Below are 22,244 nucleotides of genomic sequence, written 5' to 3'. Positions count from 1 at the left end.
GACCGCCCTGAACGAATAATCCGGCACAGCGTAGGTGCCGACGCCGAGAGGTTGTTGGTCGAGTGAGGCGAAGCAACGAGGGCTCCGCGGCGCAGCCCGAGCGGGGCAACTTCACCCCGCCGTCGCGCGCCGTGTCGTCCCCTGCGGAGGTGCCCGGCACGGAGCCCACCGGTGGTGGCAGCACCAGCCGGATGTCCCCGCGCAACTGGCGGGTGGCCACCCGGCTGAACGCGATCCTCCTGATCCCGGTGCTGGTCGGCCTCGTCATGGGCGGCTTCCAGGTGAAGGGCTCCATCGACACCTGGAGCGAGGCGCAGGACGCCGAGAAGATCGCGGTCGTCGTGCGCGCCGCGTCCGACTACGGACAGGCGCTGCTGAACGAGCGGGACCTCAGCGCGGAGCCGCTGCTCTCGGGCGACCGTGACGCCGATGTGGTCGAGCAGACCCGGGCCACCACGGACGAGGCGGCGCGGAAGTTCGACGCCGCGGTGAAGGACATGCCCGCGAAGCCGGGCCTGGAGCGCCGTCTGAAGCTCTTCAAGGGCGAGGAGCCCAAGCTTCCCGAGCTGCGCAAGGCCGCCTACTCGCAGGCCCTGGACCCGGTGAAGACCGAAGAGGGCTACGTCCAGGTCCAGCACTCGCTGATGGAGTTCTCCAACGAGCTCGGCCTCGGCACCGGCAACATCACCAGTTACGGCCGTACGGTCTACGCGATCGAGCTGTCCAAGGCTGCAGAATCGCTTCAGCGCTCGATCGGCATGCACCTTCTGGTGCGCCCGAGCAAGAAGCCGGGTACGTACAACGACCAGGTCAAGGCCTTCGGCTCGTACAACTACCTGGAGCAGATCGCGCTGGGCGAGTTCAACTCCGGGGGCACCCAGGACGACGTCGACCGGCTCAAGCAGGTCATGGCCGGCAAGGCCGCCGAGGGCGCCAAGCAGCTCAAGGCGGCCAAGGAGCAGGCCGAGGCCGCGGGCGAGCCCTTCGTGGCCCCGCCGAGCATCGACGGCTCGGTCTTCGACGGCATGGCCCGGGAGATCGGCCAGGGGCAGGACCCCGAGGACCTGGCGGCCAAGGGCATCACGCCCGCGACCTGGATGGCCGCGGCGACCGCGAAGTTCGAGGGGTACGCCACCGTCGAGGACGAGCTCGTCACCAAGGCGGTGGACGAGGCCGCGAGCATCTCCTCCGACGCCAAGACCGACGCCATCGTCAACGGTCTCGTCGTCGTCATCGCGCTGCTGGCCGCCTTCATCCTGGCCGGGCTCATGGCCCGCCAGATGAGCCGCTCCATGCGCCAGCTGCGTACCGCCGCCTTCGGCATCGCCGAGCAGCGGCTGCCCTCCCTCGTCGACCAGCTCTCGCGCACCGACCCGGGCCGGGTCGACACCCGGGTGCAGCCGATCCCGATCACCACGCAGGACGAGATCGGCGAGGTCGCCCGCGCCTTCGACCAGGTGCACCGCGAGGCCGTCCGGCTCGCCGCGGAGCAGGCCATGCTGCGGGGCAACGTCAACGCGATCTTCACGAACCTCTCGCGCCGCAACCAGTCGCTGATCGAGGGCCAGCTGACCCTCATCACCGACCTGGAGAACAACGAGGCCGACCCGGACCAGTTGGAGAGCCTCTTCAAGCTGGACCACCTGGCCACCCGTATGCGCCGCAACGGCGAGAACCTCCTCGTCCTCGCGGGCGAGGAGCCCGGCCGCCGCTGGAACCAGCCGGTTCCGCTGGTGGACGTCCTGCGGGCCGCCTCCTCCGAGGTGGAGTCCTACGAGCGCATCCAGCTGACCGGCGTGCCGGAGAGCGAGATCCACGGCCAGGCCGTCACCGACCTCGTGCACCTGCTGGCCGAGCTGCTGGAGAACGCCACCACGTTCTCCTCGCCGCAGACGAAGGTCAAGGTCACCGCGACCCGGCTGCCCGACGGCCGTGTCATGGTCGAGATCCACGACAAGGGCATCGGCCTCACCGCCGAGGACTTCGCCGACATCAACCACAAGCTGGCCAACCCGCCGACCGTGGACGCCGCGGTGTCGCAGCGCATGGGCCTGTTCGTGGTCGGCCGACTGGCCGACCGGCACGGGATCCGGGTCCAGCTGCGCCCCTCGGGCGAGCAGGCCGGGACCACCTCGCTGGTCATGCTGCCGGACGCCATCACCCACGGTGGCGGTGGCGAACCGGGCTCCGGCCAGGACGACTTCACCGTCTCCTCGATCATCCCCGAGCAGCAGCAGGCCTTCGAGCCGGCGCCGCAGCAGGCCCCGATGCGCACGGCGGCGGAGCTCGGCTTCGACGACTCGCGCTACGAGGCCCCGGCGGACCCGGGTCAGCTGGACCCGGTCAACCGCTCGCTGATGCGCGAGGAGCGCAGGGCGGCCCTGGAGGCCCAGACGGGCCCGGGCGGCCCGTTCGGTGACAACTCCCGGGAACAGCAGGGCTACGCGCAGGAGCCGTACGCGGGCGACCCGTACGGCGGACAGCAGCAACAGGGTTACGCCGACGAGCGCTACGGCCAGGACCAGTACGGGCAGCAGCAGGCGCAGCAGCCGTACCAGGAGACGTACCAGCAGCAGTACGGTGCCGGGGACGGTTACCCGCAGCAGCGGGACCAGCAGGCGCAGCAGCACCCGGGAGACGGTTATCCGGAATCGGCATATGCCGATCAGCAGGCTCAGCAGGGTCAGTACGCCGACCCGTACGCGGCTTCGCCGGACCAGTCCCACCAGGATGATTGGCCTGTTCAGAGTGGTTTCCAGAACACTTATGAGCCGATCGCTCCCGCCGAATCGGAATCTGTTCCGAGCACGCCCGCAGAGCCTTCGGAGCGCGTAGGCTTCGACCGTCCGGGGCCCACCCCGAACGTCGGCCACGAGCTGACCGAAGCCGGTCTGCCGCGCCGCGGCGCTCAGCAGCACTGGCAGCCCGGCCCCGGCGGCCGTGGCAACGACCAGCCCGATCCGGCTCCGGGGCCCCAGCCGCAGCAGGAACAGCGGCAGGACCCGCAGACGGACGGGGACGGCACCGACGACTGGCGCTCGACGAACGACGAGCGCTGGGAGCGGGCCGAGAAGCTCCGTGAGCCGAAGGCGGGCGGAATCACCCCCTCCGGCCTCCCCCGGCGCGTACCCAAGGCCAACTTGGTCGAGGGCACGGCGGAGCAGACCCAGCAGGGCGGCCCACAGGTCTCCCGCGCGCCCGAAGACGTCCGGGGCAGGTTGAGCAACCTGCGGCGGGGGGTCCAGCGGGGACGCAGCGAGGGTACGGACACCAGTACCACCTACAACCAGGAGCGTTAGTGTGAGCCCGATGAGCCAGGCGGCGCAGAATCTCAACTGGTTGATCACCAATTTCGTGGACAACACCCCCGGGGTGTCGCACACGGTGGTGGTCTCCGCCGACGGACTCCTGCTGGCGATGTCCGAGGGTTTCCCGCGCGACCGCGCCGACCAGCTGGCGGCCGTCGCCTCCGGTCTGACGTCGCTGACCGCGGGCGCCTCGCGGATCTTCGAGGGCGGCGCCGTGAATCAGACCGTTGTGGAGATGGAGCGGGGATTCCTCTTCATCATGTCCATTTCCGACGGATCCTCACTCGCTGTTCTGGCCCACCCGGACGCCGATATCGGTCTGGTTGGGTATGAAATGGCCCTTCTGGTGGACCGCGCGGGCAGTGTCCTGACTCCGGACCTCCGCGCCGAACTTCAGGGAAGTCTTCTTAACTAGCAGACAGACAGTGCGTTTCTCGCCACCGCGCCATAAAGTGCGGTGGCGCGGCCCCACTGGGATCGGTGACCGGCAGTCGGAGGAGGAAACGTGGCAACACCCACAGGCGGGCACCCGTACAACGGTGACCAGAGGGTTCCGGGTGAGCACGGTGACAACCGTTTCGGCTTCCCTGCCGCATCTGGCGGGCAGGGCCCCGGCCAGTACCAGCCATACCAGGAGCCGCAGCACCACCAGCAGCAGCAGGGTGCTCACGGCGCGCAGGGGTCCGAGTGGCCCCCGCAGCAGCCGGGGGCGGGGTGGCCGCAGCAACCGCAGCAGCCCCAGCGGTACGACGCACCCCAGCAGCCGCGCATTCAGCCGGTACAGCAGCGGCGGGCTCCCGAGCCCGCCAAGCCCGCCGCGCACAACCCGCTGGTCCGTCCGTACGCCATGACCGGCGGCCGGACCCGACCGCGTTACCAGCTCGCCATCGAGGCGCTGGTCAGCACCACGGCCGATCTGTCCCGGCTGCAAGGGCAGTTGCCCGAGCACCAGCGGATCTGCCGGCTCTGCATCGAGATCAAGTCGGTGGCCGAGATCTCGGCCCTGCTCTCGATCCCCCTCGGCGTTGCCCGGATCCTCGTCGCCGACCTGGCCGAGGCCGGACTCGTCGCTATCCATCAGCCCGGCGGCGACGAGGCCGCCGGCGGCCAGCCAGATGTGACACTGCTCGAAAGGGTGCTCAGTGGACTTCGCAAGCTCTAGCGGCGGAGCGGCCCGCTCCACTACCTCGGCGAAGATCGTGGTGGCAGGGGGCTTCGGCGTGGGTAAGACCACGTTTGTCGGTGCCGTTTCGGAGATCAACCCGCTGCGCACCGAAGCCGTGATGACGTCCGCCTCGGCGGGCATCGACGATCTGACCCACACCGGGGACAAGACCACCACTACGGTGGCCATGGACTTCGGACGCATCACCCTGGACCAGGACCTGATCCTGTACCTCTTCGGTACGCCCGGTCAGGACCGCTTCTGGTTCATGTGGGACGACCTGGTCCGCGGCGCCATCGGCGCCGTCGTCCTGGTCGACACCCGCCGCCTCGCCGACTGCTTCCCCGCCGTCGACTACTTCGAGAACAGCGGGCTTCCCTTCGTCATCGCCCTCAACGGCTTCGACGGACACCAGCCCTACACCCCGGACGAAGTACGCGAGGCGCTCCAGATCGGGCCGGACACCCCGATCCTGACGACGGACGCCCGGCACCGCGCGGACGCCAAGAGCGCGCTCATCACGCTGGTCGAGCACGCCCTGATGGCGCGGCTGCGCTAGGACACCGGTCGGTACGTGGAAGGGCCCCGCACTCCTCGGAGTGCGGGGCCCTTCTTCGTACGGTCACCGAGGAGGTCAGCCCTGCCAGCTGTGCGGGGCGCGGAAGCCGGGCGTGCGCTCCAGGCGCCGCCAGCCGGCGGTGTCACGGCCGCGGTGGGCGGGGGCGGCGGGCTGGGCGGCGGCGCGGGCCATCAGGACGGCGGTGATGGCCGCCAGCTCCTCGGGGTCGGCGTGACCCTTCTCGACGCGCAGGACGGACTCGGCGGACGTCAGGCTCATGGTGGGGTGTCTCCGTCTTCTCGGCAGGATGTCGTGGACCGTGCGGCGGATCGCGCCGCTGCGGAGGAGGACTACTGCGGGGGGTTGCCGTGCTTGCGGGACGGCAGGTCGGCGTGCTTGTTGCGGAGCATGGCGAGCGAGGCGATGAGCACCTCGCGGGTCTCGGCGGGGTCGATGACGTCGTCGACGAGACCGCGCTCGGCCGCGTAGTAGGGGTGCATCAGCTCGGCCTTGTACTCCTTGACCATGCGGGTGCGCATGGCTTCGGGGTCCTCGGCGTCGGCGATCTGCCGGCGGAAGATGACGTTGGCCGCGCCCTCGGCGCCCATCACCGCGATCTCGTTGGTCGGCCAGGCGTAGGTGAGGTCGGCCCCGATGGACTGGGAGTCCATGACGATGTACGCGCCTCCGTAGGCCTTCCGCAGGATCAGCGAGATCCGCGGCACGGTGGCGTTGCAGTAGGCGTAGAGCAGCTTCGCTCCGTGGCGGATGATCCCACCGTGCTCCTGGTCCACGCCCGGCAGGAAGCCGGGGACGTCCAGAAGAGTGATGATCGGGATGTTGAAAGCGTCGCACATCTGGACGAAACGTGCGGCCTTCTCGGAGGCCTCGATGTCCAGCACGCCCGCCAGCGCCTGCGGCTGGTTGGCGACGATGCCGACGACCTGGCCGTCCAGGCGGGCCATCGCGCAGATGATGTTGCGGGCCCAGCGCTCGTGGATCTCCAGGTAGTCGCCGTCGTCGACGAGCTCCTCGATCACCTTGTGCATGTCGTACGGGCGGTTGCCGTCGGCCGGGACGAGGTCCAGCAGGACGTCGCCGCGCCGGTCGGCGGGGTCGTCGCTCTCGACGGTCGGCGGGTTCTCGCGGTTGTTGGAGGGCAGCATCCCGATGAGGTAGCGGACCTCGGCGATGCAGGTCTCCTCGTCGTCGTACGCGAAGTGCGCGACGCCCGAGGTCTCGGCGTGCACGTCCGCGCCACCGAGGCCGTTCTGGGTGATCTCCTCGCCGGTGACCGCCTTCACGACGTCCGGTCCGGTGATGAACATCTGCGAGGTCTCACGGACCATGAACACGAAGTCGGTCAGCGCCGGACTGTAGGCCGCGCCGCCCGCGCACGGGCCGAGCATCACGCTGATCTGCGGGATCACACCGGACGCCCGGGTGTTGCGCTGGAAGATGCCGCCGTAGCCCGCGAGCGCCGAGACGCCCTCCTGGATACGGGCCCCGGCGCCGTCGTTCAGCGACACCAGCGGAGCACCGGCCGAGATGGCCATGTCCATGATCTTGTGGATCTTCGTGGCGTGCGCCTCGCCCAGCGCCCCGCCGAAGATCCGGAAGTCGTGCGCGTAGACGAAGACCGTGCGGCCCTCGACCGTGCCCCAGCCGGTGATGACACCGTCGGTGTACGGCTTCTTCGCCTCCAGGCCGAAACCGGTCGCCCGGTGCCGGCGCAGCTGCTCGACCTCCTTGAACGAACCCGGGTCCAGCAGCAGTTCGATCCGCTCCCGGGCGGTCAGCTTCCCCTTGGCGTGCTGCGCCTCGGTCGCCCGCTCGCTCGGTCCGCGCCGCGCCTGCTCGCGCAGGGCCAGCAGTTCGGCCACCCGGCCTCGGGCGTCGTTCGGCCGGCCCTGGGTTTCGTCCACAACGGTCATGTACTGACCCTACGAACACCGACCCAGAAATCGTGCCGTCGACTCCGTACAGTCTCCTGCCCGGTTTCGTGGTGGGAGTGAACAGAACCGCGCCGCCGTGCACGCGATCCACCAGCGAAACGCCGCTTTCGGTTGTGAAGACCCCACAAGAGGGGGGTGTGCCGTGGGCCACATGCCCCTGAGGGGGCCCACAAGGGCCCCCTCAGTATGGCGGGCCCACAAGGCCCCCTCAGTATGGCGCGGCACCTTTCCCCGCCGCCCACCGCGCCCGGGAAGCCGGGCGGACGGCGGTCAGCCTCCGCAGTGGAAGCGGGCGTCGCCCCAGTCGGCGTGGTCGTTGCCGTTGCCGTCGCCGCCGTCCTGGACGATCAGCTCGACGTACTTCGCGCCGGTGACGTCGGCGGTGAGCTTCCAGGCGGGGTCGGCCGCCCGCAGCACCGGTGACGCCACCTTCTCCGTGGAGTCGGCGGTGACCGAGAACCGCACACTGCCCCGGGTGGCCTGGACGTCGTCCACGCCCACCTCGGCGGTGAAGGAGGTGCACTTCCCGCCCAGGTAGTAGCGGATCTTCGCCGGGGCGTGCGTGCCCAGGCCCTTCGCGTAGGCGACGCCGCCGATCTTCAGGGGGCTGCCGTCACCGGCCCCGGACTCCCCGTTGGAGCGGTCGCGCTCGACCGGACCCCAGCCGTTCTGCGAGGCGGTCCAGTCGAGGTCGCCGGCCCAGCTGTCCGCGGTGGGCGGGGGCGGAAGCGTACGGACGGAGGTTCCCGCGCCGAGCGTCCTGGCCGCTCCCCCGACGGTGTACGTGGCCTTCGCGTCCAGCGCGTACGTGTCGTAGGGGGCGTCGACGGGCGGGGTGACCCGCCAGCTGCCGGTGGCCTTCGCGCCCGGGGCGACCGAGTCGAAGGCGACCGTGCCCACGGGTTCGGCCTTCCAGCCGTCGGGCACCGTCAGCGCGAGGCGCACGCCGGTGGCAGCGCTCGCCTCGTCGTTGCCGAAGGTCGCCTTCACCGTGTTCGGGGCTCCCGGCTCCAGGGTCTCGGCGTCGGCGGCCACGTCGAGGGTGCCGCACACGGCCTCCTGCCCGGCGGGGGCCGGTCCGAGGTCGGTGACGGTGAAGCCGTCGAGCACGAAGTCCGCGCCCTCGGGTGCTCCGGGCAGCTTGCGCAGCCCGGTCCAGGTGTCGCCGCAGCCCGCGGTGAGCGTCCGGCTGAACTTCCCGGTGGTGCGCTGCTGCCCGATCGGGGTGGCCCGGGTCTCGGTCGAGGAGGCCTTGCCGTCGGCGGCCCGGTCGTAGCCCTCCACCCAGCTGTAGGCCCCGGCGTGGCTGGACTGGTAGTCGAACGCGACCTCGTACCGGTGTCCGTCCTTCATCGGGACGGTCCAGGGGGCGGTGCGGTAGACGAGCCCGGTGTTCTCCTCGTGGGCCTTGAGGGACTCCTTCCCGCCGAGCACGTCGTCGACTCGCTTCCCGTTCCAGCCGGACTGGGTGTACGGGGCGTGGAGCTGCGAAATGCTGGTGCGGGGGTCGGTGGAGCCGCCCGCGTCGCCCTTGAGGAAGGGGCCCCAGCCCTGGTCGACGGCCTCGAAGTCCTCGTACGCCACCGTGCCGCTGCGGGTCGCGGGGGCGTTCTCGACGATCCGTACGTCATCGGCGCGGACCTTCGCCGTGGAGCCCGCCGCCGCCTCGACGCGGAGGGTGGTGCGACCGTTCGCGGGGGCGGTGAAGTTGACCTTGGCGCGCTGGAAGTAGGTGCCATGCCAGTCGGAAGCGGCGACGAAGTCCTCGGCCGTGGAGCGTTCGACGGCCACCGCCTTCCCGCCCGCGCTCAACACCGTACGACGGCTCGCGCCGGGCTCGACCTCGATCAGGGCGGAGGCGGTGTAGCGCTTGCCGGGCTTGAGTCCGGTGACGGTCTGGGAGAGCGCGGCCGGGCCCGGGCCGGAGAGCTCGGCGCTGTTGCGGCCCTGCTCGTCGGTGTCGCGGGCGGCGGTGCCGGTCTTCGTCCAGCCCTTCAGGTCACGGTCGTTGAAGCCGGGGTCCTTCAGCCCGGTCCCCTTCCCCCAGGCGGCCTCCGTCTCCTTCGGCGCACGGTCGGGGTAGAGGACGTAGGCCTGTCCGGCGGCGGCGGTGAGGGTGATCCTCCCGTTCGCCGGGCGTACGGTGGCGACCTTCTTCCGGCCGTTGTCGGACAGCTCGTAGACGGTGTACGGGCCCTTGCCGGGCACCTCCCAGCTGCTGGTGGCACCGGTCTCGCTGTAGTGGTAGAGCTTCTTGCCGCTGTCCCACGGCAGCAGGTAGTCGGTGCCGCTGAGCACCTTGCGGCCCTGGTCGTAGAAGGTCCGCTTCCCGTCCTCGACCGTGCCGCGCACCCCGCCGGTGAAGGTGATGTCGTTGCCGTCCCAGCGGGTGATCCGCTGCTGCTGGAGGTACTTCGCGGGCAGGTTCTTCTGCCAGATGTTGGCGGTGAAGGCGTTCCAGTCGGTCTCGCCGGTCCAGCCCTCGAAGTCCTCCAGGGCGGTCTGGCCGAGGACCGGGTGGTTGTTCCAGATGTCCTTCTCGCCGTTGCGGATGAACCGGGTGATCTGCGAGTTCAGGCCCTTGTTGGTGGCCCCGCCGTAGTTGAGGTCGTTGGCCCAGTGCGACCAGAGCGAGGCGCGCTCGAACTTGTCGGCCCACTCGGTGCCCACGGTCCAGCCCTGCTTCTGTACGGCCTGGATCGTCTTGTCGGCGATCCAGCCGTGGCTGTAGTAGACGTCGATGTAGAGGAAGTCGAGGTTCTTGTGGGTCTCGTCGCGCAGTTGCTGGAAGCGCTTCTCCAGGTCTCCGCTGTTGATGTCGCGGCGCTGGTCGATGTAGTAGCTCTGGTTGAGCCAGTTCCAGCCGGGCTTCGTCTTGTCGACGAGCTGCTCGGAGAAGGCGTTGGCCTCCGGGTAGGACTCGGTGGCGTTCACGTGGACGCCGAAGTCGGCGCCCCACTTCTCGCCGTCCTTGAGCAGGGTGTTGAGGTCCTTCAGCCCGCCGGCCCGCTTGTTGTAGTTGCCGCCGTAGTCGGGGTGGGCGGAGTCGTGGCCCTCGGAGCCGTACCCCTTGAGGACGGCGAGCTGGCCGAGGCCGTCGGTGGTCTTCGAGATCCGCTTGACGTCGTCGAGGGTGCGCAGGAAGGGGTGGGTGGCCTGGCTGGCGAAGTTGAACGGGATATGGGTGACGACCCGCTTCGCGGTGTCCTCGCTGCCCGGCGCGGTGACGCCGATGGTGCGGAAGGCCACGGCCCCGTCCTGCCAGTCGACGGCCTTGTCGCCGTTGGCGTCGGGGGTGACGACGACCTTGGCCCACGGCAGGTTCTCGCCGCTCTCGGGCTTCGGCGCGCCCTCGCCCCGGTAGGTCCACTGGCCGGACCAGACGCCGACCCGGACGCCGCCGCCCTCCTCGGCGCGCGCCTGGTGCCAGAAGCGGGCGTCGTCGCCGCCGGTGGCCCCGGCGGGCTTGTCGTACGAGGAGTTGGACTCGACCGCCGCGGCGAGCGAGCCGTTGTTGAGGATCGCGTAACTGGCCCCGACGGGCGCGGAGTCGGGTTCGGTCTCCCCGGTGATCTTCGCGAAGACGTCGGCGGTGCGGGTGGAGTCCGGGTCGAGCTTCGTGAACGCGGTGGCGGCCCCGGCCTCGGCGGAGCCGACCGAGATCAGGTCGTGCCCGGGAATGTCGATGGTCCCGACCCGGAACGCCGCGGTGTCGCGGACGGCGGTCACCCTGAACGTGGTGGCCCGCCCGGAGACGGTGAGCGAGGCGTCGATCTCGACGCCCGGGAGGTCCTCGAAGGCGAGGGTGTAGCGGGCCGCTGAGCGGGTGACCTTCGGCGAGCCCTTGAGCTTCACCGGGTGGGCGGTCCCGTTGAGGGTGACGGCGGTGACCGGCCGGGTGGAGCCGAGCAGTTGCTCACCGCTCCCCCGGTCGGTGTACGACAGGACGCGCGGGAAGTCGTCGGCGACGGCGACGGCGAGCCGGTCGGATCCGATGACGGCGGAGCCGGCCGACTCCGCCGCCCCGGCCGGGGCGGGGGACGGATCGGCGGCTGCGGCGGGGAGGGCGGTCCCGTTGAGCGCCAGGACGGCTGCTGAGGCCGCGGCGACCAGGCCGGGGCGAGGGAATCTTGGCGACATGGCCCCTGAGTAGTCGCCGTGTCCGGACATCGTCAACGAACTTCGGCTCCGGGGGCCGACTCCGTCCAACAACCCCGGTGCGTTAGTCCAAGTCAGGACGGTGCGGGGCCGAGCGGGGCCTCGTTCACCTCTTGGCCGTCGACGCCCCCGGGCGGTCACGGTTCGCACCCGCTCGGTTCCGGCAAGTACCGCTTCGGGGCGTCGAGTTGTGAAGACCCGGCACTTTTGAGAGCGCTCTCAGTCACAAGTCTTGACGCTCGTTCCGGGCCTCGCGAGAGTGGTGCGCACCGCAGGCACCCCCACGGTCCTGTACCTCCCCGCGCCACCCCCCACCACCCGCCTGCGGCCCCCCACCACCTCGGGAGTCCCCTCGTGATTTCACGCCGAATATTCCTGACCGGCGCCGCCGCCTCGGCCGCGGCGCTCACGTACCCCGCCTGGGGCACCGCTCTGAGTCCCCGCGCCTCCGCGGCCCCGGCGACCTGCGAACTGGCCCTGGAGAACAAGTCGTTGCCGGGCACGGTGCACGCGTATGTGACCGGCCACGAGCTGGGCACCGACCGCTGGGTGCTGCTCAAGCCGGACGGCGGCGTCTACCGCCCCGACTCGCCCGGCGCGCCGCAGACCCCGCTGCCCGTCGACTGCGCGATCCCGCTCAAGGGCGCGGGTGCCGGTCCGGTCGTGCTGACCCTGCCGCAGATGTACGGGGCGCGGGTCTACTTCGTCCGCGACGACAAGCTGGACTTCTACCTCAACCCGGGTCCCTCGCTCGTGGAGCCCGCCTTCGCGACGCCCACGGACCCCAACTACGGGCGCACCTGGTCGTTCTGCGAGTTCACCTTCAACACCGAGCAGCTGTACTCCAACATCAGCTACGTCGACCTGGTGACGGCCCTCCCGATCGGCATCACGCTGGAGGGCGACGCGACGCACACCGTGGCCCCGCTCCCGGACGGCGCGGTGCAGCGGATCGCGGACGACCTGACCGCCCAGGCCGCCGCCGACGGACAGCCGTGGGACAAGCTGATCACCCGGAGCGACGACGGCGGCGTCCTGCGGGTCGTCTCGCCGCAGAACATCATGGCCCCGTACTTCGACCGGCCCGCCGAGATGCCGTTCCGGGACCTGTTCACCGCGCAGATCGACGAGGTCTGGGAGAAGTACCGCTCCGAGGACCTGCGCATCGACCTCCAGGGCGGCCGGGGCACGCTGGCCGGCCGGGTCAGCGGGGACACGCTGACCTTCGAGGGCGGCCACACCTTCGTCAAGCCGCAGACGAAGGACATCTTCACCTGCAACCACGGCCCGTTCACCAACAACCCGGGCGACTCCGACGACAAGAAGGCGATCCTGGCCCGGCTGGCGGCGGGCTTCAACCGCTCGATCATGCTGAGCCACCCGAGCCAGCCGAACGGCACGTCGACGGCGGACTACTACAAGGGAGCGGTCACCAACCACTGGTCCCGGGTGGTCCACGCGAACAGCCCGATCGGTTACGCGTTCCCGTACGACGACGTCCGCCCGGACGGCGAGCCGGACGTCTCGGGCGCGGCGCACGACGGGAACCCGCGCCGCTTCACGGTGACCGTGGGCTCCTGACGCCCGCCCGGTAGGCATGTGTGCCCCCGCCCCTTGTTCCTTCCGGCGGGGGCACACGCACGTCCGGCCCCGACCGACGCCTTCGGGCCATCCGATACCTCATCAATTGACACGTTGTGTGGCGTTCTTGACTTCGCCCCGGTGCCCCGGGACGGTTCCGTATGCGAATGAACCGACTTCCCCGCCGCATGCTCGCGGCGGTCGCCGCCGGATTCCTGCTCACCGCAGCGGCTCCGGCGCACGCCGACCCCGCCCCGCCGCCGTCCCCCGCCCCGCAGGCCCCCGGCGCGCACGGCCTGCGCGCCTTCCAGCAGAGCTACGGCCTGCCCGCGACCGGCCGGGTGGACACCGCCACCGCGCGGCTGCTCAGGTCGGCCCCGGACAGCGAGCTGCGGGTGTTCTTCGCCGCCGCGGCCGACCTCGGCCCGGAGCAGCTGGCCCACGCCCGGACGGTCATCGGCGTCGGGAAGGGGGCGGAGCTCTCCGAGGAGGCCCAGGTCATCGCGCTGATGACGGCGATGCAGGAGTCGAAGTTCGTCAACTACACGTCTCCGGTCGACCATGACTCGCTCGGCGTCTTCCAGCAGCGTCCCAGCATGGGCTGGGGCACGCCGGCGCAGATCACCCATGTGCCGACCGCGGCGAAGTCCTTCTACGGGCTGCCCTCGCCCAGCGCCAATCCGGGGCTGCTCCAGATCGACGGCTGGGAGTCGATGGAGCCCGGCGACGTGTGCCAGGCGGTCCAGCGGTCCGCGCATCCGGACCGGTACGCGCAGTGGGAGGACTTCGCCCGGGACCTGCTGGAGCAGGAGGGCCCGGACGCCGACCCGATCCCGTAGGGCGGTGAGGGCCGCCCCCGGTGCGGGGCGGCCCCTTCGGCCATCGCTGGTGTCAGCAGCCGCCGCAGTTGTAGTAAGTAACGTCCCAGTGATTGCCCTCGTCCGCGTAGATGTTGCCGGAGCCGGACTGGTACTGGCGCGCGCCGTCGCCCCGCGTGCCGATGTAGGTGAAGGTGCCGGTGACGTAGTTGTTCAGGCAGGTGCTCTTGGCGAAGTCGAGCTTGTAGCCGTTCCAGTGGGAGTACGTGCCGCCGGCGTGCCCGGTCTCCGTGCCGCCGGTGATGTTGAGCGCGCAGCCGGTGGCGCTCTTGAGGGTCTGCGCGCCCTGGGCGCTCGCCAGGTTGAGCTGGTCGAACGACGTGCAGGTGGGGACGGACCGGTTGGAGCAGCCGCCGGAGGACGACCAGGTGACCCCGGACGAGCTGAACCGGGAGGTCGCCTGCGCGTGGGTCAGCTTGGTCACGGCGTGCGCCTCGGTGGCACCGCTGCCGAGAGCGCCGATACCGGGCACGAAGAGGGCGCCGAGGACGAGGGCCAGGGCGGTGAGGGCGGAGCGGAGTCGTGGACGGGTCACCATGGGGGGGGATTCCTCCTGCTCATGACAAATCAGGGGACGTACGGGCGCGGGGCCGCGCACGCCGGGCAGGGAGATAGTGCCCGAGTTCTACGCGCGTCCGCCAGAGGGCGGGACGACTCGGCGGGACGCCTCAGGGGGACAGGCCCCCTGGGAGGGCGGAGTCCTGGGATGGCGGGACGCCCGGGTGGGGCGGGACCCGCATCGCCTCGACGTGGGCCCGGCAGTCCACCGGGTCGAGCTTCGTTGGCCGTCCACCCGCCATTGATGGAATGAGAGGCCTCAGGGGTGCCCGGAGTGAGGCCGTACGCGGCTTCGGCGGGGCTGCGGCCGTGTTCCGGGCGTGGTCCGGGGCCCGCCGACCGACTGCTTCCCGCACGCTCCCACCCACCCGCTCACAACTTCGCCGAAACACCCCTGACCTGGCGTTTTCATGGATCCTGCATAGGCTGCGGCTATCTACCGAACACCATGGGAGGGGTCTTCGTGAGTGGGAAGAGGATAGGGTACGGCGGGGTCGGGATCGAGGCGCTGGAGGGGCGGGAAGCCGTTCGGAAGCGGCCCGGTATGTGGGTTGGCTCGACGGGCGAACGCGGACTGCACGAGTTGGTGTTCCAGGTCGTGGGGTGGACCGTGAACCGTGTTCTGACCGGCCGCGAAGGCGGCTCCGTCGATGTCACGCTGACCCACGACGGCGGAGTGCGGGTCGCCGACCGCGGACCTGAGGTTCCCTTCGCGGCCGACGGGGACACCGGCGGCGGCGGTCTCGAAGCGCTGCTGACCGGCCTGCCCGCCGCTGAACGCGGTGGTCGGCACATCGCGCACGTGAGCCCGGGGTGCCTTACGGGGCTCTTCGTGCCCAACGCCCTGTCGAGCAGACTGACGGCCGAGGTGCGGCACGGGGGGACGCGCCGGGTGCAGGAGTACGCGCGCGGTGTCGCGGCCGCCCGGCCCGCCGCCACGGGGCCGACGGCCGGAAGCGGGACGGTCATCGCCTTCTGGCCCGACGCGGAGCTCTTCCAAACGACGCGGTGCTCGTTCGCCGTGCTGGCTGAGCGTTTCCGGCAGGTGGCCTTCCTCAACCGGGGCCTGGAAATCTCGTTGACCGACGAGCGCCCGGCGGGCGGGGCCCGGGCGGTGAGCTTCCGGTTTCCGGACGGCGTGCGGGACTTCGTGGCCGCCCTCGACGCGGAGACCGGGGCCTTCTTCCCCCCGGACGTCATCGGTTTCGAGCACGAGGATCCGCGGATGGCGGGGACGATGGAGGTGGCCCTGCTGTGGAGCGGCTCCGACCAGGAGCGCGTACGCGGCTTCACCAACAGCCGGGCCACTCGTGAGGGCGGCACGCACGTGGACGGCTTCCGAGACGGAGTGGCGGCGGCGGTCACCGCGTACGCGCGTGAGAGAGGGCTGCCGGCAGGGGACAACGCTCCCCGGGCCGACCGGATCGGCGATGGCCTCACGGCAGTCGTGTCGGTGAAACTCGACCACCCCGAATACCTCGGCGCCACGCGCGAACTGCTGGGCAACACCGAGGTACGCGGCTGTGTCGGGGAGGCTGTCCGCGAACACCTCGGCAGCTGGTTCGAGGAGCAGCCGCAGCGCGCCGCGCAGATCGTCGACCGGATCCTCCGGACCGATCGCCGGGACTGAACAGCTGGCAGAGCCATGCGCGGGGGCGCGGACGGGTTCGTGTGCCTGGGTCCGCCGAGCGCCGCAGGCGACCTGTCCGGCCGGTGGCGGCCTCAGCCCGTGCACGCGGTCGACGTGGGCCGTGACAGCGGGCCGCGCTCGCCGGGCCGGACAGCAGGTTGCTCCATCACCCCAGCCGGCCCGGACACGCAGATGCCCGAACGCCAGATGTTGAACTTTGAACTAGATGGGGTTACAGTCGAACTTGTTGAAGGTTGAACAACACCTTCGGCGCCGCTCGATCCGTCCCCCGCAGCGCATCCCCGAGGAGGAGCCATGGCTCTGTTCACCCGCAAGTCGACCGCCGCCCCCACCGTCACCGAGGCCCCCTCGGTGGACCCGGCGCTGGCAGCCCTGACCGGCACGTACACCCTTGACCCCGCGCACAGCAGCATCGGTTTCACCGTGCGCCACGCGATGGTCACGAACGTGCGCGGCTCCTTCGGTGAGCACGAGGGCACCCTGGTGGTGGACGGCACGGACCCGGCGAACTCCTCCGCCTCCATCGACGTGAAGATCGCCAGCGTCGACACCGGCATCGCCGACCGCGACGGCCACCTGGTCAGCGGCGACTTCTTCGACGCCGAGAAGTTCCCCCTGATGACGTTCCGCTCGACGAAGGCCGAGCAGCTGGGCGGCGAGGCGTACCGGATCACCGGCGACCTGACCATCAAGGACGTCACGCGTCCGCTCGCCATCGACCTGGAGTTCAACGGCTCCGCCACCGACGTCTACGGCAACGAGCGCGTCGGCTTCGAGGGCAGCGCGGACATCCTGCGCTCCGACTGGGGCCTGACCTGGAACGCGGCGCTGGAGACCGGTGGCGTGATGGTCAGCGACAAGGTGAAGCTGACCTTCGACATCTCCGCGATCAAGGCCGCGGCCCCGACGGCCTGACGCCTCCGGACGCCGAGCGCGTCCGCCCGTCACACAGCAGCGCCCCGCACCCGGTTCTCCCGGGGACGGGGCGCGCGGTGCGTTCAGAGCTACTTCGCGACCTTCTCCGCGAAGAGCGGGACGACCTTCTCCAGGGCGTACGAGACGGACAGGACCGAGTCCGTGGCGAAGGCCTGGGAGATGTCCTTGTCGTCGAAGACGAGGGCGTTGCCCGTCTTGACCGACGGGACCGCCTTGTACAGCGGGTCGCCGCTGATGTCGGTGGCCGGGATGCCGATCGGCGCCATGACCGTGAGGTCGGCGTCGAGCATGTCCAGGTTCTCCTTGGAGACCGGGACGGAGAAGCTCTCGCCGGCCTTGGCCTCGGCCTCGGGGTTGTTCTCGAAGCCGAGCCGCTCGACGAAGTCGACGCGCCCGGTGCCACCGACGTAGACGCCGAAGCCCTCCGAGGTGCGCGAGCCGAGGGTGATCGTCCGGCCCTTGAACTCGGGGTGGGCCTTCGCGGCGGCCTCGAACTTCTTCTCGGTCTCCGCGATCAGCTTCTCGCCCTTCTCCGGCACGCCCATCGCCGCGGCGATCATCGTGGTCTGCTGTTCCCACGAGAGCTTGTACTGGTCGCCGCCCTTGGGCACGCCCACGGTCGGGGCGATCTTCTTCAGGGTGTCGTAGCGGGTCTGGTCGCCGCTGGACTTGGTGTCCAGGATCAGGTCCGGCTGGAGGGAGGCGATCTTCTCGAACTCCGGCTCCATCGTGCCGATCAGCTCCGGCTTCTTGTCGTACATGCCCTTGGCCCACGGGCCGACGCCCTCGCCGCCGAACGGCAGCCAGTCACTGGCCCCGACCGGCTGGCCGCCGAGCGCGAGCACGGTCTCGGCGTCGCCCCAGCCGAGAGCGACGATGCGCTCGGGCTGCTTGTCGACGGTAACCTCGCCGAACTTCGTGGCCACCTTCGCGGGGAAGGCGCCTGCGGAAGCCCCTTCGGAGGCGGAGGAGGCGGAGGAGGCGGAGCTGTCGGAGTCACCGGACGAACCGCAGGCGGAGAGGCCGACGAGCAGGGCGGCGACAGCGCCGGCCGCGAGGAGAGGGGTGCGGCGGGGGCGCCGGGCGCGGGGAGCGGAAGCGTTCATGCCCTTTAGGTTAGCCTCACCTAATGACAACGGTGCCATCGGGTGGACCCACCGGGTTCCGTACCTGGCCCACACGGTTCCGTGCGTGGCTCAGGCAGCCGGGTCCTTCACGTGGTGGCGGCCCAGTGGCACGACCATCGGGGTGGCCGACGCCGGGTCCTCGATCACCGAGCAGCGCATGCCGAAGACCTCGCCGACCAGCTCCTCCGTCACGATGTCGACCGGTCGGCCCTCCGCGACGATCCGCCCCGACTTCATGGCGATCATGTGGTCCGCGTACCGGCAGGCCAGGTTCAGGTCGTGCAGCACGGCCACCATGGTGACGCCCTGCTCGCGGTTGAGGTCGGTGAGCAGGTCCAGGACGTCCAGCTGGTGGCTGGCGTCCAGGAAGGTCGTCGGCTCGTCGAGCAGCAGGATGTCGGTGCGCTGGGCCAGCGCCATCGCGATCCACACCCGCTGGCGCTGGCCGCCGGACAGCTCGTCCACGGAACGGTCGGCGAGTTCGAGGACGTCGGTCGACAGCAGGGCCCGCGCGACCGCCTCGTCGTCCTCGGCGCTCCAGCGGCGGAACCAGCCCTGGTGCGGGTAACGGCCGCGTCCGACCAGGTCGGAGACGGTGATGCCCTCCGGGGCCGTGGGGCTCTGCGGCAGGATCCCGAGTACGGCGGCGACCTCCTTGGTCGGCATGTCCTGGATGGACCGGCCGTTCAGGAGCACCGCCCCGGCGGACGGGGCCAGCAGCCGGGCCATCGCCCGCAACAGTGTCGACTTCCCACAGGCGTTGGGGCCGACGATGACGGTGATCCGGCCGGGCGGCACCGCCACGCTCAGGCCCGGGACGATCTCGCGTTCGCCGTAACCGAGCCGGACGTCCCGGGCTTCCAGAGTGTGATCGGCCACGAGGGGGCCACGCCTTTCGTCGTCCTTCTGAACTGTCTGTTCCGTCCCTGTCCGCTTCGCCATGTCAGCCCCCGCCGCCCACGCGGTTCGCGCGGGCGAGGAGCAGGAGCAGATACGGGGCGCCGATGATGCTCGTGACCACGCCCACCGGCAGCTGCACGGAGGGCAGCGCGTGCTGCGCCGCGAAGTCGGCGACCAGGACCAGCAGCGCCCCGGTCAGGGCCGCCTGCGGCAGGGCCGCGCCCCGGCCCGGGACCAGGCGGCGGGCGATCGGGGCGGCGACGAACGCCACGAACCCGACGGGTCCGGCGGCGGCGGTCGCGACCCCGGCGAGCGCGGTCGCGCAGCCCAGCAGCGCGAGCCGGCCGCCCTCGACCTTCGCGCCGAGCCCGGCGGCGGCGTCGTCCCCGAGCTGGAGGGGGCGCAGCGCGTGGGCGGCGAGGACGGTGAGCGGAACGAGGACGCCGAGAGCGGTGAGCAGCGGCCACACCTGGCCCCAGGAACGGCCGTTGAGGCTGCCCGCGAGCCAGCGGAACGCCTCCTGAGCGTCGGTGACGTCGGAGCGGGCCATCACGTACCAGACGATGCTGGACAGGCCCATGCCGACGCCGATCCCGACGAGGACCAGGCGTTGGCCGGCGATGCCCTGCCGCCAGGCGAGCAGGTAGATGGCCGCCCCGGCGACCAGGGAACCGGTGAGGGCGCTCGCGGAGAGGGCGAGCCCGCTGACCTGGAAGAGCAGGGCGGCGGTGACGGCGACCGCGCTGGCCCCGGCGCTGATGCCGATGAGGTCGGGGCTGGCGAGCGGGTTGCGCAGGACGGTCTGGAAGACGGCTCCGGAGAGGCCGAATCCCGCGCCGACGAGGATCGCGAGGAGGGCGCGGGGCAGCCGCAGTTCCAGGACGACGAACTGTGATCCGCCGTCGCCGCCGCCGAACAGGGTGGCGACGACCTTCCCGATCGGCATCACCATGTCGCCGAAGCTGAGCGAGACGCCGAACATGACGATCACGGCGGCCAGCAGGGCGCCGCCGACGAGGACGGAGCGCCTCAGGCTCCGGCCGCGTACGGCGGACACCTGGCGTACGGCGTCGGCGAGCCGCTCCTTGTCCGCGCGGGCGGCGTCCTCGACGACGGCGGGTGTGCGGCTCACAGTTCCACCAGCTTCCTGCGCCGGACCAGCCAGATGAACGGGACGCAGCCGATGGCGGCCGTGATCACGCCGACCTGGACCTCTCCGGGGCGGGCGATGACCCGGCCGACGATGTCGGCGACGAGGAGCATGACCGGGGCGAGCACCATGCTGTACGGGAGCACCCAGCGGTAGTCGGGTCCGGTGATGAGCCGGGCGGCGTGCGGTACGGCGAGCCCGACGAAGCCGATGGGCCCGGCGACGACGGTGGCCGCGCCGCAGAGGATCACCACGGCGAGGGCGGACACCATCCGGATGGTCCCGACCCGCTGGCCGAGGCCGCGGGCCAGGTCGTCGCCGAGGGAGAGGGCGTTGAGCTGCGGCCCGAGGGCCAGCGCGAGGACGACACCGGCCGCGATGAACGGCGAGACCTGCCACAGCACCTCGGAGGACCGGGCGGTCAGCGCGCCGAGCTGCCAGAACCGGAACTGGTCGTAGCTGCCCCGGTCCTGGAGGAGGATCGCGCTGGTCACCGAGGTGAGCACGGCGCTGGTCGCGGCCCCGGCGAGCGCCAGTTTCACCGGGGTGGCGCCTTCCCGCCCGAGCGAGCCGACCCCGTACACGAGGAGGGCGGCGAGCAGCGCGCCGAGAAAGCCGAACCAGATGAACTGGGTGGCGACCGTGAACCCGAGCAGGGTGATCGAGCACACCACGGCCACGGACGCGCCCGCGTTGATGCCGAGGAGCTGAGGGTCGGCGAGGGGGTTACGGGCGACGCCCTGCATCACCGTGCCCGCGAGGCCGAGCGCCGCACCGGCGAGCAGCCCGGCGACGGTGCGCGGGATGCGGACCTCCTGGACGATGAGCTGGCCCTTGACCGAGGTGTCCGGGTCGAGGACCCCGTCGACGACGTCCCGGAAGGGCACGTCGCCGGACCCGATGGCGAGGCTGGCGATCACGGCGAGGAAGAGCACGGCGAGGGCGGCCAGGAGCCCGAGGGCGAGCACGGGGCGGCTGCGCTTGCGCCGCGTCTCCTTGCCGCCGCCCGGCGGCTTCTCCTTCGTCAGGAGGGCCGGGCCGCTCACGACCGGGCCACCGGGGCGGCCGGAATGCGGTGGTGCACTGTTCGTTCCTCAACCCTTGCTCGTCGGCACCGGGGCTCCCCGGGGCACGGGTGACACCCTCGTCGACCGGTCCACCCCGGACGGGGAACACAAGGGGGCCCAAAGTAAGGTCACCCTAACAGCGCCTGTTCGACCATGCGCTGCCGCACCCCACGAGCTCCGGAGCACTTCCTTGTCGTACGCCACCGCCCCCTCCGCCCCTGTCACCGGTCCGCTGGCCGGGGCCGTACCCCTGGGCTCGGCGGACGAACTGCGCGAGCTCCTGGGGACCCCGCACCCGATCGTCATCGACAAGGTCCACGACCGGCTCACCGAGGACGACCTGGACCTGCTGGCCCGCTCGCCGCTGTGCACCATGGCCACGTCGGACGCGGCCGGCAACTGCGACGCCACCCCGCGCGGCGGCGCCCCCGGCTTCACCCATGTCCTGGACCCGGGCACCATCGCCCTCCCCGACCGCCCGGGCAACCGCCGCGCGGACAGCTTCCACAACATCCTGGCCAACCCGCGCGTGGGCCTGCTCTACCTGATACCCGGCGCGATGGACGTCCTGCGCGTCAACGGCCGGGCCCACATCGTCACGGACGCCCCGTTCTTCGACGCGATGACGGTGCAGGGCCAGCGCCCGAAGCTGGCCCTGGTCGTCGAGATCGACGAGATCTTCCGCCACTGCCCGGCGTCACTGAAGCGGTCGGGAGTGTGGGCGCCTCAGACGTGGGCAGGGGCGGAGACCGGCTGAACGGGAGGTGGGCGGCATGCCCTTCGCCGATGGCGCCGGGCATGCCATGGCCACCCACCTCGGATCATCGCTCCGGCTGTCTCGCAGAACCGAAAGTTCGGGCTTTTCTTATAGCTACCCCGAAATCGGTCATCGAGCCCCGGAGTCTCCGGACAACGCGAGATGATCAGTAATTCGAACCTCGCCGGGGACAACACAGATCTGCTTTCCCTCTTCGGGCACGTAACGCCAACTCGACTCGTCGGCGAGCACGCCGACCGCTCGACCCCGGGGGAGATCTCGGCCTGTTTCCGCGGCGGTCCACCCCTCACCCACCACCAGCTTCACGTACCCGAGATTCACCCAGCGGATCAGCAGATCCGAATAGAGCGGAATGAGGGCTTCCCAGGCAGCCTCGTCTTCACTTCCGCTGCGATCGGCGAGGATGGACCACAACGCGGAACCCTCCAGAACATTCACGTAGAGGAAGTACTCATCTTCATTCATTTTGCGCA

18 protein-coding genes are annotated in these 22,244 nt (G+C 70.7%); 9 read left to right on the top strand and 9 right to left on the bottom strand.

Annotated features, from left to right (window positions below):
• Window positions 1–62: 62 nt before the first annotated feature.
• The 4 genes from ACIQRW_RS24910 (at window position 63) to ACIQRW_RS24895 (ending at window position 5,032) form a co-directional block, all read left to right on the top strand.
• The gene (locus tag ACIQRW_RS24910; protein WP_403764176.1) at window positions 63–3,299 is read left to right on the top strand and encodes a nitrate- and nitrite sensing domain-containing protein; all 3,237 of its coding nucleotides are present in this window, start codon (window positions 63–65) and stop codon (window positions 3,297–3,299) included.
• Between the two features lie 10 nt (window positions 3,300–3,309).
• On the top strand, window positions 3,310–3,723 hold the full coding sequence (locus ACIQRW_RS24905; RefSeq protein ID WP_006127847.1) for a roadblock/LC7 domain-containing protein: 414 nt from the start codon (window positions 3,310–3,312) through the stop codon (window positions 3,721–3,723).
• Between the two features lie 90 nt (window positions 3,724–3,813).
• The gene (locus ACIQRW_RS24900; RefSeq protein ID WP_403764174.1) at window positions 3,814–4,470 is read left to right on the top strand and encodes a DUF742 domain-containing protein; all 657 of its coding nucleotides are present in this window, start codon (window positions 3,814–3,816) and stop codon (window positions 4,468–4,470) included.
• Complete coding sequence (locus ACIQRW_RS24895; RefSeq protein WP_014048542.1) at window positions 4,451–5,032, top strand: ATP/GTP-binding protein; 582 nt, start codon at window positions 4,451–4,453, stop codon at window positions 5,030–5,032. Before ACIQRW_RS24900 ends, ACIQRW_RS24895 begins: the two co-directional genes overlap by 20 nt.
• A gap of 75 nt (window positions 5,033–5,107) precedes the next feature.
• Here ACIQRW_RS24895 and ACIQRW_RS24890 read toward each other — a convergent pair whose 3' ends face one another.
• The 3 genes from ACIQRW_RS24890 to ACIQRW_RS24880 form a co-directional block, all read right to left on the bottom strand.
• Window positions 5,108–5,311, bottom strand: coding sequence for an acyl-CoA carboxylase subunit epsilon (locus ACIQRW_RS24890; RefSeq protein WP_030076048.1), 204 nt, complete (start codon window positions 5,309–5,311; stop codon window positions 5,108–5,110).
• Window positions 5,312–5,382: 71 nt separating this feature from the next.
• Complete coding sequence (locus ACIQRW_RS24885) at window positions 5,383–6,966, bottom strand: acyl-CoA carboxylase subunit beta (RefSeq protein WP_215111292.1); 1,584 nt, start codon at window positions 6,964–6,966, stop codon at window positions 5,383–5,385.
• A 291-nt stretch (window positions 6,967–7,257) separates the two neighbouring features.
• Complete coding sequence (locus ACIQRW_RS24880) at window positions 7,258–11,127, bottom strand: endo-alpha-N-acetylgalactosaminidase family protein (protein WP_403764171.1); 3,870 nt, start codon at window positions 11,125–11,127, stop codon at window positions 7,258–7,260.
• A 372-nt stretch (window positions 11,128–11,499) separates the two neighbouring features.
• Here ACIQRW_RS24880 and ACIQRW_RS24875 point away from each other — a divergent pair, with 372 nt between their 5' ends.
• Together ACIQRW_RS24875 and ACIQRW_RS24870 are read left to right on the top strand one after the other, a co-directional pair.
• Complete coding sequence (locus tag ACIQRW_RS24875; protein WP_403764169.1) at window positions 11,500–12,726, top strand: glycoside hydrolase family 64 protein; 1,227 nt, start codon at window positions 11,500–11,502, stop codon at window positions 12,724–12,726.
• Between the two features lie 167 nt (window positions 12,727–12,893).
• Complete coding sequence (locus ACIQRW_RS24870) at window positions 12,894–13,565, top strand: peptidoglycan-binding domain-containing protein (protein WP_403764167.1); 672 nt, start codon at window positions 12,894–12,896, stop codon at window positions 13,563–13,565.
• A gap of 52 nt (window positions 13,566–13,617) precedes the next feature.
• Here ACIQRW_RS24870 and ACIQRW_RS24865 read toward each other — a convergent pair whose 3' ends face one another.
• Window positions 13,618–14,142, bottom strand: coding sequence for a hypothetical protein (locus ACIQRW_RS24865; RefSeq protein WP_403764165.1), 525 nt, complete (start codon window positions 14,140–14,142; stop codon window positions 13,618–13,620).
• 483 nt (window positions 14,143–14,625) lie between these two features.
• Here ACIQRW_RS24865 and ACIQRW_RS24860 point away from each other — a divergent pair, with 483 nt between their 5' ends.
• Entirely contained in the window at window positions 14,626–15,792 is a 1,167-nt protein-coding gene (locus ACIQRW_RS24860; RefSeq protein ID WP_403764163.1) for a DNA gyrase subunit B, read from the top strand.
• Between the two features lie 315 nt (window positions 15,793–16,107).
• A complete protein-coding gene (locus tag ACIQRW_RS24855) occupies window positions 16,108–16,728 on the top strand; it encodes a YceI family protein (RefSeq protein WP_403764161.1) in 621 nt (206 codons plus the stop codon).
• An 89-nt stretch (window positions 16,729–16,817) separates the two neighbouring features.
• Here ACIQRW_RS24855 and ACIQRW_RS24850 read toward each other — a convergent pair whose 3' ends face one another.
• From ACIQRW_RS24850 to ACIQRW_RS24835, 4 genes are all read right to left on the bottom strand, one after another.
• Window positions 16,818–17,855: an iron-siderophore ABC transporter substrate-binding protein gene (locus ACIQRW_RS24850; RefSeq protein WP_403764159.1), complete on the bottom strand. Its 1,038-nt coding sequence runs from the start codon at window positions 17,853–17,855 to the stop codon at window positions 16,818–16,820.
• Window positions 17,856–17,945: 90 nt separating this feature from the next.
• The gene (locus tag ACIQRW_RS24845) at window positions 17,946–18,755 is read right to left on the bottom strand and encodes an ABC transporter ATP-binding protein (RefSeq protein WP_403764157.1); all 810 of its coding nucleotides are present in this window, start codon (window positions 18,753–18,755) and stop codon (window positions 17,946–17,948) included.
• A 64-nt stretch (window positions 18,756–18,819) separates the two neighbouring features.
• Window positions 18,820–19,908, bottom strand: coding sequence for a FecCD family ABC transporter permease (locus tag ACIQRW_RS24840; protein WP_403764155.1), 1,089 nt, complete (start codon window positions 19,906–19,908; stop codon window positions 18,820–18,822).
• Window positions 19,905–20,972, bottom strand: coding sequence for a FecCD family ABC transporter permease (locus ACIQRW_RS24835; protein WP_403764153.1), 1,068 nt, complete (start codon window positions 20,970–20,972; stop codon window positions 19,905–19,907). Before ACIQRW_RS24835 ends, ACIQRW_RS24840 begins: the two co-directional genes overlap by 4 nt.
• A gap of 211 nt (window positions 20,973–21,183) precedes the next feature.
• Between ACIQRW_RS24835 and ACIQRW_RS24830 the strand changes: the two genes are divergently transcribed.
• Window positions 21,184–21,750 carry an MSMEG_1061 family FMN-dependent PPOX-type flavoprotein gene (locus ACIQRW_RS24830; RefSeq protein WP_403764151.1) on the top strand — a complete coding sequence of 189 codons (567 nt, stop codon included), beginning with the start codon at window positions 21,184–21,186 and terminating at the stop codon, window positions 21,748–21,750.
• A gap of 129 nt (window positions 21,751–21,879) precedes the next feature.
• Here ACIQRW_RS24830 and ACIQRW_RS24825 read toward each other — a convergent pair whose 3' ends face one another.
• Complete coding sequence (locus ACIQRW_RS24825; RefSeq protein WP_403764149.1) at window positions 21,880–22,236, bottom strand: hypothetical protein; 357 nt, start codon at window positions 22,234–22,236, stop codon at window positions 21,880–21,882.
• Window positions 22,237–22,244: the final 8 nt, after the last annotated feature.

It is taken from the genome of Streptomyces sp. NPDC091287, from assembly GCF_044768525.1.
Classification (GTDB): Bacteria; Actinomycetota; Actinomycetes; order Streptomycetales; family Streptomycetaceae; genus Streptomyces.
The sequence above is the reverse complement of the archived record's forward strand: the minus strand, read 5'-3'. Positions and strand labels throughout refer to the sequence as shown.

Coding starts and splice junctions, on each gene's coding strand:
- ACIQRW_RS24905 (WP_006127847.1), top strand. CDS start 3,310: ATGAGCCAGGCGGCGCAGAATCTCAACTGGTTGATCACCAATTTCGTG.
- ACIQRW_RS24890 (WP_030076048.1), bottom strand. CDS start 5,311: ATGAGCCTGACGTCCGCCGAGTCCGTCCTGCGCGTCGAGAAGGGTCAC.
- ACIQRW_RS24885 (WP_215111292.1), bottom strand. CDS start 6,966: ATGACCGTTGTGGACGAAACCCAGGGCCGGCCGAACGACGCCCGAGGC.
- ACIQRW_RS24880 (WP_403764171.1), bottom strand. CDS start 11,127: ATGTCGCCAAGATTCCCTCGCCCCGGCCTGGTCGCCGCGGCCTCAGCA.
- ACIQRW_RS24870 (WP_403764167.1), top strand. CDS start 12,894: ATGAACCGACTTCCCCGCCGCATGCTCGCGGCGGTCGCCGCCGGATTC.
- ACIQRW_RS24865 (WP_403764165.1), bottom strand. CDS start 14,142: ATGGTGACCCGTCCACGACTCCGCTCCGCCCTCACCGCCCTGGCCCTC.
- ACIQRW_RS24855 (WP_403764161.1), top strand. CDS start 16,108: ATGGCTCTGTTCACCCGCAAGTCGACCGCCGCCCCCACCGTCACCGAG.
- ACIQRW_RS24850 (WP_403764159.1), bottom strand. CDS start 17,855: ATGAACGCTTCCGCTCCCCGCGCCCGGCGCCCCCGCCGCACCCCTCTC.
- ACIQRW_RS24825 (WP_403764149.1), bottom strand. CDS start 22,236: ATGAATGAAGATGAGTACTTCCTCTACGTGAATGTTCTGGAGGGTTCC.